Here is a 12,839-nt window from a genome sequence, read left to right on the forward strand (position 1 = left end):
GCGCTCAACCTAAATTTCGCAACATTAGGAAAACTTATGGAGCCTTGAGGGCGGAGTTGCGGGTGAAGAGCGGCAGTTTCGATTTCAATCTGTTCCGGTCGATCGAGGTGTTCGTCGCCATCGTAGAGACCAGGCATGTAACGCAGGCGGCGCAGATGCTGGGCATGACGCAATCGGCCGCTTCCCAGCATCTGAAGAATCTGGAAAGCGCGCTCGGCGTCAGTCTGATCGACCGCAATCTGCGACCGATTGAGCTCACCAAGGCCGGCATCGCCTTGCATCGCCGCGCGGTCGCCATACTGAGCGAGGTCGAGGGCTTGCGCACGGATGCGCGGCGCGTCAACGCGGCGCCGCTGCCGCTTTTGCGCATCGCGCTTCTGGCGTCGATCGCGACCACCCTGGCGCCGGCGCTTTCGGTGCTGGCCCGCAAGAACTTCGGCATTCCCGAACTCAGCCTGTTCGCGGGGCTCGCTACCGACCACGTCGCCTTGCTGCGCGCTCGCCGCGCCGACCTTGCGGTTACGTCGGGAGAGTTGTTCGAGATCGAGGGGCTGACGCGCTATCCGGTGATGACCGAGAAATTCCTGCTGGTGACGCCGAAAGGCTTTGCCGGCGATGTCGGCGACATCGTCAAGCTGTCCAAGAAGCTTGCCTTCGTGCGCTTCTCGCGCGAGACGCCTGTCGGCCTGCGCGTCGATCAGCATCTCAGCCGGCTGCGCATCGAGATTGCGCGCGCCATGGAAGGCGATCGTTCCAGTGTGGTGATGGCGCCGGTGGCCGCTGGCATGGGCTTCGCCATCCTGACGCCGACCTTGCTCATCGATGGCCTGGCGGAAGGCATGGAGATCGACGTCCATCCTCTGCCCTTCACCAGCCTGTCACGCAACATTCTGCTGGTGGCGCGTGAGCGCGAACTCGGAAATATCCCCGAGGCTTTCGCCGACCGCACCGCGGAAGTGCTGACCCAGGCGATCAGCACGCGCCTGCCCGGCCTTCCGGCCGACTGCTACACGCTCGACCGCCCCTCGAGGAGCGACTAATCAGCTTCATCAGTTATCCTGATGACGAGCTTTGCCGGTGTGCGCGCCACGCATTCCGTGTTTTCAATCTCCGGAATTCGCAACACTGGAGATACGGCATGAACGCTCCGCACGTCCATTCAAGTCTGGACATCGACTGGTCGACCGAGGCGATTGTCGATCGGCGGAACCGCTTCTATTCGGCCTCACAGCGCAAATTCGTTCCCTATAAGGAACCGCTGATCCTCAAGCGCGGCAGGGGCCAATATGTCTGGGACGAGAAGGACCGCAAATACATCGACCTGCTCGGCATGAACCTGTGCATCTCGGTCGGCCACGCCCATCCGCAGGTGGTCAAGGCCGCCACCGAGCAGGTGAGCGAGCTGACGCATTGCACGACGATGTTCTACCATCCGGTTCCCGCCCAATACGCCGAGGAACTGGTGGCGACGATGCCGGCCGGTCACGATTGGGTCGTGCATTTCACCAACAGCGGCGCCGAAGCGATCGACCTTGCCTTGCTGATGGCGCGCTCGCACACCGGCAGCATCGACATGCTGGCGCTCGGCTCAAGTTATCACGGCGCCACATTCGGCGCCCAGTCGGTAACAGGCATAGCCGGTTTTCGTCATCAGGTGCCGCAACTCGGCGGGGTGACGTTCGTAGCCGAGCCCAATCAGTATCGCGGCGTCCACGGCGAAGGCGTGCAGCCATATCTGAACGAGGTCGAGCGCGCCATATCCAGCTCGACCAGCGGCCGGCTGGCCGGCATGATCATCGAGCCGGTGCAGGGTTATGGCGGCATCGTGCCGATGCCTGCCGGCTACATCGCCGGCGCTTTCGAACGCGTGCGGGCGGCGGGCGGCGTCTGCATCATCGATGAGGTGCAGTCCGGCGTCGGACGCACTGGCGATGCCTTCTGGGCGTTCGAATCGCATGGCGTCGTTCCCGACATCGTCGTCGTCGCCAAGGGTGTCGGTAACGGCATTCCGCTCGGCGCCGTCATTGCCAGGCGCGCCGTCGCGGAGTCCATGGCCGACAAGTTCCTGTTCCACACTTACGGCGCCAATCCCGTCGCCTGCGCGGCAGGCCGCGCGGTGCTCGAGGTGATGCGCGACGAGCGGCTGCAGGAGAATGCCGCCAAGGTCGGCGGCGCGCTGAAGGAAAGGCTTCAGGAGCTAAAGAAAGATTTCCCGCTGATCGGCGACGTCAGGGGACAAGGCCTGATGCTCGCCATCGAGCTGGTGAAGGACCGCGCAACGAAGGAGCCGGCGCCCGAAGCAACCTTGCAGGTCTTCGAGGAAACCCGGCGTCAGGGCCTCGTCGCCAGCCGCTCGGGTCCGTACCGCAACGTCATCAGAATGTGCCCGCCGCTCTGCCTGTCGATGGCCGACCTCGACAATGTGGTGGACAGCTTCGTGCGCAGCTTCCGCATGGCGACATCTTGCTGACCCGCTCTTGGCGTCAATAGCGAGATTTGGATGAAATGATTTGGGTCCCGTTGGTCAATTTTCTCGATCTTGTTGATGTGACCTGCTGAACATAGCGCGCGGCCCCGGATATCGAAAAAGCTCACCGACGATCCATGCGGCAATCGCTGGCAACAACGTGCGAAAGGCGGGTCTCAACCGGCCGGTCGAAACGGTTTTGCCAGCGAGGCTGGAAAATGCAGCGCCAATATCTGGCGGTTACGCGAGATCAGCACCAGCACCACGATCGTCGCCAGATAAGGCAGGGCCGACAGCAGTTCGGATGGGACCTGAAGGCCTAGAGCCTGTCCTTGGAGTTGCAGGATCGTCATGCCGCCGAATAGCCAGGCGCCGAGCAGAACACGCAGCGGCCGCCATGTCGCGAAGACCACCAGCGCCAAGGCGATCCAGCCTTTGCCCGCGGTCATGTTCTCGACCCAGAGCGGCGTGTAGGCGACCGACAGATAGGCGCCGGCGAGGCCTGCCATCAGCCCGCCGAACAGCACCGCCATGTAGCGGATCCGGATCACCGGATAGCCGATGGCGTGGGAGGTCTGCGGCGATTCCCCGATCGTGCGCAGGATGAGGCCTGCCTTGGTGCGATAAAGGAACCAACTGATCGCCACGAACATCAAGAGTGCCAGGTATACAAGCGGATCGAAGCGGAAGAGCAGCGGGCCGAGCACCGGCAGGTCGGAGAGGATGGGCATGCTGACGCCGTGCAGCGCTTCGATCGGATCGCTGCCGAAACCGCGACCGATGAATGCCGACACGCCGGAACCGAAGATCGCCAGCGCCAAGCCGGCGGCATACTGGTTGGTGAGGAAGGTTAGCGCCAGCACGCCGAAGAGCAGTGAGGCGGCAGCGCCGGCCAGCGCGCCGGCGAGGATTGCAACGGGCATCGGATAGCCGGCGGTGACCGCCCAGAAAGCAAGCGCCGCACCCATCAGCATCATGCCTTCGATGCCGAGATTGAGCACGCCGGATTTCTCGACCACGAGCTCGCCAAGTGCTGCAAAGATCAGCGGCGTGGCGGCGATGATGGTGCCGGTGAAGATGGCGATGAAGAGTTCCATCCGATTTCTCCCGCTATCGCGCCGTCTCGGGCGCATGCGCATCAGGGGCCGGCCGCACCAGGCGAATGCGATAGAAAATGAAGAAGTCGGCTGCGAGCAGGAATAACAGCAGGATGCCCTGGAAGATGCGCGTCAGGGCCGAGGGCAGGGCAAGCGTCATCTGCACGCCTTCGCCGCCGAGGAAAAGCAGCGACATCAACAGCCCGCCGAGCACGATGCCGAAGGCATTCAGACGTCCGATGAAGGCGACGATGATGGCGGCAAAGCCGTAGCCGGGCGAAATCTGCGGCGAAAGCTGTCCGAGCGGTCCGGCAGCTTCCGCCATGCCGGCAATGCCTGCCGCGGCGCCGCCAGCCAGCAATCCGATCCACACCGCAGCCGACTCGCGAAAGCCGGCATAGCGAGCGGCGAGCGGGGCCGCGCCGCTGACCGACATCTTGTAGCCGAGGAAGCTGCGGTCGGCGAACAGCCACATCAAAAGCACGGCGACGACAGTGATGAAGATCGAGGAGTTCACCCGGTAGGCCGGATCGAAGGACTGAAACATCGCGGCCGCCGGCAGAAGCGCCGTCTGCGGATAGTTGAAGCCGGCGGGATCGCGCCATGGTCCATGCACCAGATAGGACAGGAACAGCGTCGCGATATAGGTCATCATCAGCGTGACCAGGATCTCGTTGGTGTTCATGCGCGAGCGCAGGAAGGCGGGGATCGCCGCCCAGGCCATCCCGGCGGCCATCCCGGCCAGGAACATCAGCGGCAAGAGCAGGGCGCTGTCCGGGTTCGGCCAGAACAGGCCGACGCCGCTCGCGGCAATCGCGCCCATCGTGAATTGCCCCTCGGCGCCGATGTTCCACACATTGGCGCGAAAGCCGATCGCCAGTCCGCAGGCAATCAGGATCAGCGGTGAGGCTTTCAGCAACCATTCCGAGAGGCCATTCATCGAGCTCAGCGGCTCGATGAAGAAGGCATAGAGCGTCGGCAGCGGATCATGCCCGAGCGAGGCGAAGAAGACCGAGCCGACGATCAGCGTCAGGACGGACGCCAGCACCGGCGCGGCGATGCGCATCGTGGCCGAAGGCTCCGGCCTTTGTTCAATCCTGATGCGCAACGCTGCTGCTCCCTGTCTTGTCCTTGCCCATTGTCCGGCCGGTCATCAGCAACCCGATCTCCTCGCGGTCGGTGCTGGTGCGCGCCAGCGGCGGCGACACGCGACCCTGACAGATGACGAGCAGCCGGTCGCAGATCTCGAACAGCTCGTCGAGTTCCTCCGAGACGACGAACACCGCGGCGCCGGCGCGGCTCAGATCGACGATGGTCTGTCGGATGAAGGCGCTTGCCCCGACATCGACCCCCCAGGTCGGCTGCGAGACAAGCAGCAGCTTCGGCGCCAGCGCGATCTCGCGGCCGACGATGAATTTCTGCAAATTGCCGCCGGACAGGCTCTGCGCCGTCGAGCCCGGTCCGTTGGCCTTGACCTTGAACCTGTCGATGATGCCGGCGGCGAAGGCGGCGGCCTTGCGGCGGTCGACGAGACCCTTGCGGACCGTGCCGAAGCGATGGGCGGTCAGCACGGCGTTTTCCCACAACGTATGCGACGGCACGGCGCCGCGCCCGAGCCGTTCCTCGGGAATGAAGGCGAGGCCGAGCTTGCGGCGCTCGTCGGGCCGCAAGGTGGCGGCCGGCGCTCCGTTGATTTTGATCGCGTCGCCTTGGCCATGCCGGCGCTCGCCGCTGAGCAGTGCAATCAACTCGGCCTGGCCGTTGCCGGAGACTCCCGCCAGGCCGACGATCTCGCCGCCATGCACGTTGAAGGAGACATCCTTAAGGTCGACGCCGAAATGGTCGCGTGCGTCGGCTGAAAGATTTCTGACCTCGAGCACCGGCCTGTCGCTGGGAATGGCGGGGCTGACATGCATTTCCGGCAGCCTGGAACCCACCATCATGCGGGCAAGCTCCAGCGAGGTCGTTTCCTTCGGCCGCGCGGTGCCGGTGACCTTGCCGTTGCGCAGCACGGTCGCGGTGTCGCAGAGTTCCTGCACCTCGTCGAGCTTGTGGCTGATATAGACGATCGAACAGCCTTCGGCCGAGAGCTGCCGCAGTGTATCGAACAGCTTGACCACGGCCTGCGGCGTCAGCACCGAGGTCGGCTCGTCGAGGATCAGGAGTTTTGGCGCCTGTAAGAGGCAGCGCACGATCTCGACGCGCTGCCGCTCGCCGACCGACAGGTCATGCACCTGGCGATACGGGTCGATGGGCATGCCGTAGCGCAGCGAAAGCTCGCGGATCTTTTCGGCAAGCGAAGGCAGATGGAAGGCGCTGCTCGCCGACAGCGCGATGTTCTCGACCACCGAGACCGACTCGAACAATGCGAAATGCTGATAGACCATCTCGATGCCGAGCGCGCGCGACGTCGCCGGATTATGCGCCGCGATAAGCTTGCCGTCGCAATAGATGTCACCGGAATCGGCTTGCACCGCCCCGTAGATTATCTTCATCAGCGTCGATTTGCCGGCGCCGTTTTCGCCGAGCACCGCATGGATTTCGCCGGGTTGAATCGACAGCGAGACGTCGTCATTGGCTACGACGCCGGGATAGCGCTTTGAGATGTTGCGCAATTCTAGTCGCGGATGCATGGCGGGTCCTGCCGGGCTTGCAGCGGGGTTGGACGGGAACCAGACGGGGGACGCCGGAAATTGCCGTTCGACGCCCCCCGTTTCTTCGAATGCGATCAGCTCAATTTGCCGATCATTCCCTTGACGAACCAGTTCATGCCGCGGATGCTGTCGTCGTCGAGCACCGATCCGGCCGCGACCTTGACGGTGCCGCCCTGATCCTTCAGTTCGCCGCCATAAGGATGCACCTTGCCGCTGCCGATATCGGCTTCGAGCTGCTTCAGCTTGGTCTTGGTGTCGGCCGGTATGCCTTCATTGTAGGGCGCCATCTTGACCACGCCCGCTGCCAGTCCGTCCCAGCGCACTTCAGGTTTCCAGCTGCCCGCCGCTACAGCCTTGGCGGCGCCGACATAGTCGCTGGTCCAGTCGAGCACGAAGGAGGTGAGCTGCTTGCCGGAAGCGAATTTCGACATGTCGCTGGCGTAACCGATCGACCACGCGCCGCCTTCGCCGGCGACCTGCACGCCGGTCGCCGTGTCGGTCATCGAGCAGATGACGTCGCAGCCCTGGGAAAGCAGTGTCTTGGCGGCTTCCTTCTCCTTGCCCGGATCGAACCAGGAATTGAGGAAGATGGCGTTGCAGGTGGCGTTCGGGTTGACGCTCTGGGCGCCGAGCAACAGCGCGTTGGCCGGGCCGACGATGTCGGGGATCGGGAAACCGCCGATGAAGCCGATCTTGCCCGACTTCGACATGTAGCCGCCCGCCGCGCCGGCGACGAAGGTGCCTTCATAATACTTGGCTTCGAAGGTGCCGAGATTGGCGAGATGGACGATGCCCGAGCAATGCTCGAAAGCGATCTTGGGGAAGCGCGGTGCCACCTTCTGCATCGGCGTGCCATGCGAGAAACTGGTGCCGAAGATCAACTGGTTGCCGGCGCTGGCAAGCTCGCGGAAGACGCGCTCCGCATCCTGCGGCATGAAGATATTGTCGATGACGGTGAGTTTCGCCTTGTCGCCGAATTCGGACTTGATCGCCTCGACGCCGAGGCTGTGCTGCTTGGTCCAGCCGATCTCGGCGATCGGCGAGACATAGACGACGCCGATCTTGAGCACGTCATCGGCTCTGGCGATGGTGCTCAGTCCTCCGGTGCCAAGTGCCGCACCCAGCGCGCCACTGTATTTCAGGAATCCACGTCTTGTCAGCTCGTTCATGATTGTAACCCTCTGTTGGCTTTTTTGGTTGATGCCCGGCTTTTCGGTGCCGGATCTTGCTTGGGGAGATGGACATGCACGTGCGCCGTGCCGTCGCCATTGCCGGATGTCTTGGCCGGCCTTCTCGACGCGACCGGCGCCGTCGCGCTGTCCGCCTTGCCGTCGAGATAGGGCGCCAGCGCCTCGGCGGGCGTCAATTCCGCGTACACTTCGCGATCCATGATGTAGCCGCGCACCACCGCGCGGTGGTGCGTGTCGATCAGGTCCATGGCCTGTTTCAGCCGGCCCTTTTCAAGAAGGTCGACGACGCGTGAGTGGTCGTCGAGCAGATTGCAATAATCGAAGTCGGCCGTGATCAAGGAGCGTAGCAGCGTCGTGCGGCGCACGAGCTGGGCATGGATTTCCTGCATCACCTTGTTGCGGCTCAACCGCACGAAGACCGAATGGAATTCCTGGCCGAGCACGTCGGCCAACGCATCGTTGCCGGCGGCGACAGCCTGGCGCTGGCGTTCGACATGCTGACGCAGCTCAGCCCATCCGGCAGGACCAAGACGGTCGCTGAGCTGGGCGGCGACGCCTTGTTCGACGAGCGTCAGCGCGTCGTAGATCTCCATCGCTTCCTGCATGCTCGGCTTGGCGACGAAGGCGCCGCGATTGCGCTCGATCTGGGCGAGCCCATCGTCGGCGAGCCGGATCAGGGCCTGGCGCACGACGATGCGGCTGACGTCGAAAATCTCGGAAAGCTCGCGCTCGCCGAGCTTGCAGCCGGGTACCAGCCGATGGTCGATGATGGCGCGCGTCAGGATATCCGCTATCGTCTGGGAACGGCTGCTCAAGGCGCGGTTCTCCGCGAGTTCGAGGACATGATTAGCAGGCTTTCCGTAGTGAAGACATGCCCTGTCGCGATGCGACATATCTCAAATTCAGAATTCCATACATCGGAAGTCAATCATCGAAATCTGTCAACACAAAAATACGCTTTGGCTGACAAAAAATCGTTGATTGATATCCAATCTTGTGTTTTCGTTATGTCGAAACGCCGGGCTAGGTTCATGGTGAAGGGCTAGCCGAGTTGGAAGGGATGCCGATGGCTACCCACTGCGTCGACCGGGAGCTTCTGAACGACTGGCATATCGTTGCCGACCAGGAATCGCTCTCCGCGGATATGCCATTTCCGACAAGGCTGCTCGGCGTCGACCTGGTCGTCCGTAAGCGCGTGGACAAGGCCGAGGTCGTCCGTGCCGATAATGGCGCCGTCGTCAACTCGGCTGAACGTTACGGCTTCATCTGGGCATGCCTCGACAAGCCCTGGCGCGAGATCGTCTACATCCCCGAGGCCAATGAAGGGGATCGTCACCTCGTCAGTGGTGGATCGATCGCGGCCAAGGTGTCCGGCCTGCGTGCCGTCGAGAACTTCCTCGACATGGGCCACTTCCCTTTCGTTCACACCGGATGGCTGGGCGAGGAGCCGCACACCGAAGTGGCGCCTTACAATGTCGAGATCACCGCGCAGGACGAGGTTCTGGCGACCGAGTGCAAATTCTATCAGCCCGTTGCTTCGCCCACCGCCAAGGAAGGTTTCGTCGTCGATTACATCTACAAGGTAATCCGGCCCTATACGGTGGCGCTCTACAAGAGCAACCCGATCCAGAAGCACCGGCTCGACGTCATCACGCTCTTCGTGCAGCCGGTGGACGAAGAGAACTGCATCGCGCATCCATATCTTTGCTATCTCAAGGAAGGCATGGAGGCGGCGGCCGTGCGTAGCTTCATGCAATTGATTTTCGCGCAGGACAAGCCGATCCTCGAGAACCAGGTTCCCAGGCGCCTGCCGCTCGATCCGCGCGCCGAGACACCGATCCGCGCCGATGCCGTCTCGGTCTCCTACCGGCGGTGGCTGCGCGATCGCTCCGTCACTTACGGCGCCATACCGGCGCGAGCCTGATCACGATGTCCGCTGCATGCAAAGGAAAGACATTATGACGAAATGCACGGACCCTGTGGTGCTCAATCTCTGGCATCCGATTGGTGCGATCGCCGAGGCTGTCCCCGGCTCCGTCCAGCAGACGGTACTGCTCGAGGAGCGCCTCAGCTTTTCGGTCGACGTGAGTGGTGAGCCGGTGGTCTGGCGCTCGCGGCCAGACCTGCGCCGGGCCGACCACGTAGCGGCGCCCGATAGGCTGCCGGCGAAAAGCGCCTATGGCTATGTCTGGACCTCGTTGGGTGAGCCTTCGGCCGACCTCTTCCCGATTCCCGAATATGCCGAGCCCGACCGGCGCCGGCTCAACGCCGCGACCTTCGGCGTCAACGTCTCGGCGCCGCGCGCCATCGAGAACTTTCTCGACATGGGCCATTTTCCATATGTCCACACCGATATCCTCGGCGCCGAACCGCATACCGAAGTCAAGGAATACGATGTCGAGATTTCGGTCGACCGCGACGAGATTCTGGCGACCCGCTGCCGCTTCTTCCAGCCGATGGCCTCGACCGCCTCGGACGGCGGCGCCGATGTCGACTATGTCTACCGCGTGCCGCATCCCTATTGCTCGGTGCTCTATAAATCCAGCCCGGTCGACGAGAGCCGGCGCGATGTGATCGCCATCTTCCTGCAGCCAGTCGACCAGGAGCACGTACGCGCCCACATGCTGCTTTGCGTGCTGGACGAGAACAGCGAAGACAAGGTGATCAAGCGCTTCCAGCAGACGATCTTCGGCCAGGACAAGCCGATCCTGGAAAACCAGGTGCCGAAGCGTCTTCCGCTCGATCCGCGCGCCGAAACCCCGATCCGCGCCGACAAGTCGGCGATCGCCTACCGGCGCTGGCTCAGCCAGAAGGGAGTGACCTACGGGGTCATCCCAGCTGCAGCCTGACCAGGACATTTTGGAGACGATTTGATGTTGGAAGAAGCCCGAAGCCGGTGGCATCCGATCGCCGCTGCCCATGACCTGCCGTTCCGCCATGTGTTCCACGGCCAGTTGCTCGGTCGCGAGTTCGCGGTCTGGCGGGCCGATGACGGCTATGTCAACATCTGGGAGAACCGTTGCCTGCATCGCGGCGTCAGGCTGTCGATCGGCATCAATGACGGTCGCGAGCTGAAGTGCCAGTATCATGGCTGGCGATATTCCAACCGTACCGCCGGCTGCACCTACATCCCTGCGCACCCTGCCGATGCGCCGGCTCGCACCATCACCAACCGCACCTATCCGGCGGTCGAACGCTACGGGCTGATCTGGTCGTCGGAAGAGGCGCTGGGCGAGGTGCCGGATGTCGCGGGCCTCGCCGAGGGCAAGCTGCTCGCGTTGCGTGGCATTCCGGTCAATGCGCCGGCCGGCAAGATCGCGCAAGCGCTGAAGGCCTATCGCTTCCAGCCCAGTGGAGCGATCGATGGCGATGGCGCCGAAACCACCGTCGAGGCCAGCCAGGATTTTGCCGTGGCGCTTCGTTCGCGCGACGGCGGCACTGAGACGCTCGGCGTCTTCTTCGTCCAGCCGGTCGATTCCAACCGTTCCGTCATTCGCGGCGTTCTCGACCGGGACGCTGAAGGGGCCGCGCGCGTCGCCGTGCTGCGGCATCACAATGAACGGCTTTCAAAACTGCGCGACGAGGTCGAGCGCGACGTGGCGAATACACCCGCGCCGGCGCCGATCGAGCCGGTCTATGAACGCGTGTCCGCCGAGCTCGCCGAGATGCCGGAACTGACCGCGCATGGCCGCAAGGCAGCGCTGCGGGTCACGGTGGGCCGGAAGTGGCAGGCGGCCGACGGCATTGCCGGTTTCGAGCTGCGGCCGATCAAGGGCATCCTGCCTACCTTCCAGCCGGGCGCGCATATCGACGTCCATATGCCCAATGGCGAGATCCGCCAGTATTCGATCACCAATGGACCCGGCGAGACCGACAGTTTCACCATCGGCGTCAAGCTGGAGCGCGACTCGAAGGGCGGCTCGAAATGCATGCACGAGACGGTGCGTGAAGGCGATATCCTGGCGATCTCCGAGCCGCGCAACAATTTCCCGCTGCGCCGCGATGCCATCAAGACGATATTTGTCGCCGGCGGCATCGGCATCACACCGCTGCTGGCCATGGCGCAGGCGCTCAAGAACCAGGAGCTGACGCATGAGCTGCACTATTTCGCGCAAGGCCAAGAGCACCTCGCCTTCGCCGATCGCCTGAAGCTGCTCGGCGAGTCACTGAGGCCGCATCTTGGCCTGTCGCCGGACGCGACCGGCGCCGAACTCCGCTGCGTGCTGGCCGGTTACCGGAACGGCATGCACCTCTATATCTGCGGCCCCGGCCCGATGCTGGAGGCCGCGCGCAAGATGGCGGCCGAACAGGGCTGGCCCGACAGCGCCGTGCATTTCGAGTATTTCAAAAACACCAATAAGATCGATGACAGCTCAAGCTTCGAAGTGGCGCTGGCGCGCTCCTGCGTCACGCTGCAGGTGCCAGCCGGCAAGACGATCCTGCAGGTCATGCGCGAGAGCGGCATCGACGTGCCCTCCTCTTGCGAGCAGGGCGCCTGCGGCACCTGCGTGGCGACGGTGATCGAAGGCGAGCCCGACCATCAGGACGTCTATCTCAACGACGCCGAGCGCAAGGCCGGAACGAAGATCATGACCTGCGTCTCGCGCGCCAAGTCGGCCCGCCTCGTGCTCGACATCTAGGGGCTAATTATGATCACGCTTTACGACTACGAGCTGTCGGGAAATTGCTACAAATTGCGGCTCTTGATGAGCTTCCTCGGCATGACCCATAGGACGGTGCCCGTCGACTTCTACCCCGGGCGCGAGCACAAGTCGGAATGGTTCCTGAAGCTCAATCCGCTCGGTCAGTTGCCGGTCATCGACGATGACGGGCTGATCCTGCGCGACGCCCAGGCGATCCTGGTGTATCTGGCGTCGAAATACGATCCGTCCGGCACGTGGTACCCGAGGGACAATCCGGCGTTGGTCGGCGAGATCAGCCAATGGCTGGCCTTTGCCGACGGCATCACCGGGACTGCATCGGCCGCGCGCCTCCACGATGCGCTGTTTTACGATTTCGACGTCGATGCCGCGCGCGCCGGCGCGCACAGGCTGTTCCGCATCCTCGACGAACATCTCTGGTTCGGCGAGCAGGAAGGCCGCCAGTGGATCTGCTCGGCCGCGCATCCGACGATCGCCGACATCGCCTGCTTCCCCTACATCATGCTGTCGGAAGAGGGCGGTATTCCACGTCAGGATTATCCGGCGATCCGCCGCTGGTGCGATCGCGTGAAGCGCATCAAGGGTTTTATCGTCATGTCGGGCGTGTTCCCGGCCGGGCCCGCCAGGGCCGCGGCGTAAGTTTCAATAACAGGCCGGGCGCTCGCGTCGGCAAGCAAATTTGGGAGGGAAGAAATGAAAACGCGTGCCGCCGTTGCCGTTGCCGCCGGAAAGCCGCTTGAGATCATGGAGGTGGACCTCGAAGGGCCGCG

Annotated in this window: 11 protein-coding genes; 6 read left to right on the forward strand and 5 right to left on the reverse strand. The window is 63.3% G+C overall.

Annotated elements, in window-relative coordinates; all coding sequences use genetic code 11:
- Positions 1–62: 62 nt before the first annotated feature.
- The gene (locus FJ418_RS31140; protein WP_181167160.1) at positions 63–1,040 is read left to right on the forward strand and encodes a LysR family transcriptional regulator; all 978 of its coding nucleotides are present in this window, start codon (positions 63–65) and stop codon (positions 1,038–1,040) included.
- Positions 1,041–1,138: 98 nt separating this feature from the next.
- Positions 1,139–2,470 carry an aspartate aminotransferase family protein gene (locus FJ418_RS31145; protein ID WP_140872087.1) on the forward strand — a complete coding sequence of 444 codons (1,332 nt, stop codon included), beginning with the start codon at positions 1,139–1,141 and terminating at the stop codon, positions 2,468–2,470.
- 173 nt (positions 2,471–2,643) lie between these two features.
- Here the strand turns inward: FJ418_RS31145 and FJ418_RS31150 are convergent, their stop codons facing one another.
- From FJ418_RS31150 to FJ418_RS31170, 5 genes are all read right to left on the reverse strand, one after another.
- Positions 2,644–3,564 carry an ABC transporter permease gene (locus FJ418_RS31150; protein ID WP_140654072.1) on the reverse strand — a complete coding sequence of 307 codons (921 nt, stop codon included), beginning with the start codon at positions 3,562–3,564 and terminating at the stop codon, positions 2,644–2,646.
- 13 nt (positions 3,565–3,577) lie between these two features.
- Positions 3,578–4,672, reverse strand: a complete 1,095-nt coding sequence (locus tag FJ418_RS31155; RefSeq protein WP_140709154.1) for an ABC transporter permease — start codon at positions 4,670–4,672, stop codon at positions 3,578–3,580.
- Positions 4,656–6,197: an ABC transporter ATP-binding protein gene (locus tag FJ418_RS31160; RefSeq protein ID WP_140872089.1), complete on the reverse strand. Its 1,542-nt coding sequence runs from the start codon at positions 6,195–6,197 to the stop codon at positions 4,656–4,658. The genes FJ418_RS31155 and FJ418_RS31160 overlap by 17 nt, the downstream gene beginning before the upstream one ends.
- 95 nt (positions 6,198–6,292) lie before the next feature.
- Positions 6,293–7,387: a BMP family ABC transporter substrate-binding protein gene (locus FJ418_RS31165; protein ID WP_140872091.1), complete on the reverse strand. Its 1,095-nt coding sequence runs from the start codon at positions 7,385–7,387 to the stop codon at positions 6,293–6,295.
- A complete protein-coding gene (locus FJ418_RS31170) occupies positions 7,384–8,223 on the reverse strand; it encodes a GntR family transcriptional regulator (RefSeq protein ID WP_140872093.1) in 840 nt (279 codons plus the stop codon). Before FJ418_RS31170 ends, FJ418_RS31165 begins: the two co-directional genes overlap by 4 nt.
- A gap of 251 nt (positions 8,224–8,474) precedes the next feature.
- On the opposite strand from FJ418_RS31170, the gene FJ418_RS31175 reads away from it, so the two are divergent.
- The 4 genes from FJ418_RS31175 to FJ418_RS31190 are packed head-to-tail and all read left to right on the forward strand — an operon-like array spanning position 8,475 to position 12,708.
- Positions 8,475–9,332, forward strand: coding sequence for an aromatic ring-hydroxylating dioxygenase subunit alpha (locus tag FJ418_RS31175; RefSeq protein ID WP_140872095.1), 858 nt, complete (start codon positions 8,475–8,477; stop codon positions 9,330–9,332).
- A gap of 34 nt (positions 9,333–9,366) precedes the next feature.
- A complete protein-coding gene (locus FJ418_RS31180) occupies positions 9,367–10,257 on the forward strand; it encodes an aromatic ring-hydroxylating dioxygenase subunit alpha (RefSeq protein WP_226891953.1) in 891 nt (296 codons plus the stop codon).
- Between the two features lie 24 nt (positions 10,258–10,281).
- Positions 10,282–12,048 carry a 2Fe-2S iron-sulfur cluster-binding protein gene (locus FJ418_RS31185; RefSeq protein WP_140872096.1) on the forward strand — a complete coding sequence of 589 codons (1,767 nt, stop codon included), beginning with the start codon at positions 10,282–10,284 and terminating at the stop codon, positions 12,046–12,048.
- 9 nt (positions 12,049–12,057) lie between these two features.
- Positions 12,058–12,708, forward strand: a complete 651-nt coding sequence (locus FJ418_RS31190; RefSeq protein ID WP_140855957.1) for a glutathione S-transferase — start codon at positions 12,058–12,060, stop codon at positions 12,706–12,708.
- Positions 12,709–12,839 lie beyond the last annotated feature (131 nt).

The organism is Mesorhizobium sp. B2-8-3 (assembly GCF_006440815.1).
In the GTDB taxonomy this organism is placed as follows: Bacteria; Pseudomonadota; Alphaproteobacteria; order Rhizobiales; family Rhizobiaceae; genus Mesorhizobium.

Bases quoted from the DNA above. Each gene is read 5' to 3' on its own strand.
- FJ418_RS31180 (WP_226891953.1), top strand. From the start codon at position 9,367: ATGACGAAATGCACGGACCCTGTGGTGCTCAATCTCTGGCATCCGATT.
- FJ418_RS31145 (WP_140872087.1), top strand. From the start codon at position 1,139: ATGAACGCTCCGCACGTCCATTCAAGTCTGGACATCGACTGGTCGACC.
- FJ418_RS31165 (WP_140872091.1), bottom strand. From the start codon at position 7,387: ATGAACGAGCTGACAAGACGTGGATTCCTGAAATACAGTGGCGCGCTG.
- FJ418_RS31150 (WP_140654072.1), bottom strand. From the start codon at position 3,564: ATGGAACTCTTCATCGCCATCTTCACCGGCACCATCATCGCCGCCACG.
- FJ418_RS31185 (WP_140872096.1), top strand. From the start codon at position 10,282: ATGTTGGAAGAAGCCCGAAGCCGGTGGCATCCGATCGCCGCTGCCCAT.
- FJ418_RS31190 (WP_140855957.1), top strand. From the start codon at position 12,058: ATGATCACGCTTTACGACTACGAGCTGTCGGGAAATTGCTACAAATTG.
- FJ418_RS31160 (WP_140872089.1), bottom strand. From the start codon at position 6,197: ATGCATCCGCGACTAGAATTGCGCAACATCTCAAAGCGCTATCCCGGC.
- FJ418_RS31175 (WP_140872095.1), top strand. From the start codon at position 8,475: ATGGCTACCCACTGCGTCGACCGGGAGCTTCTGAACGACTGGCATATC.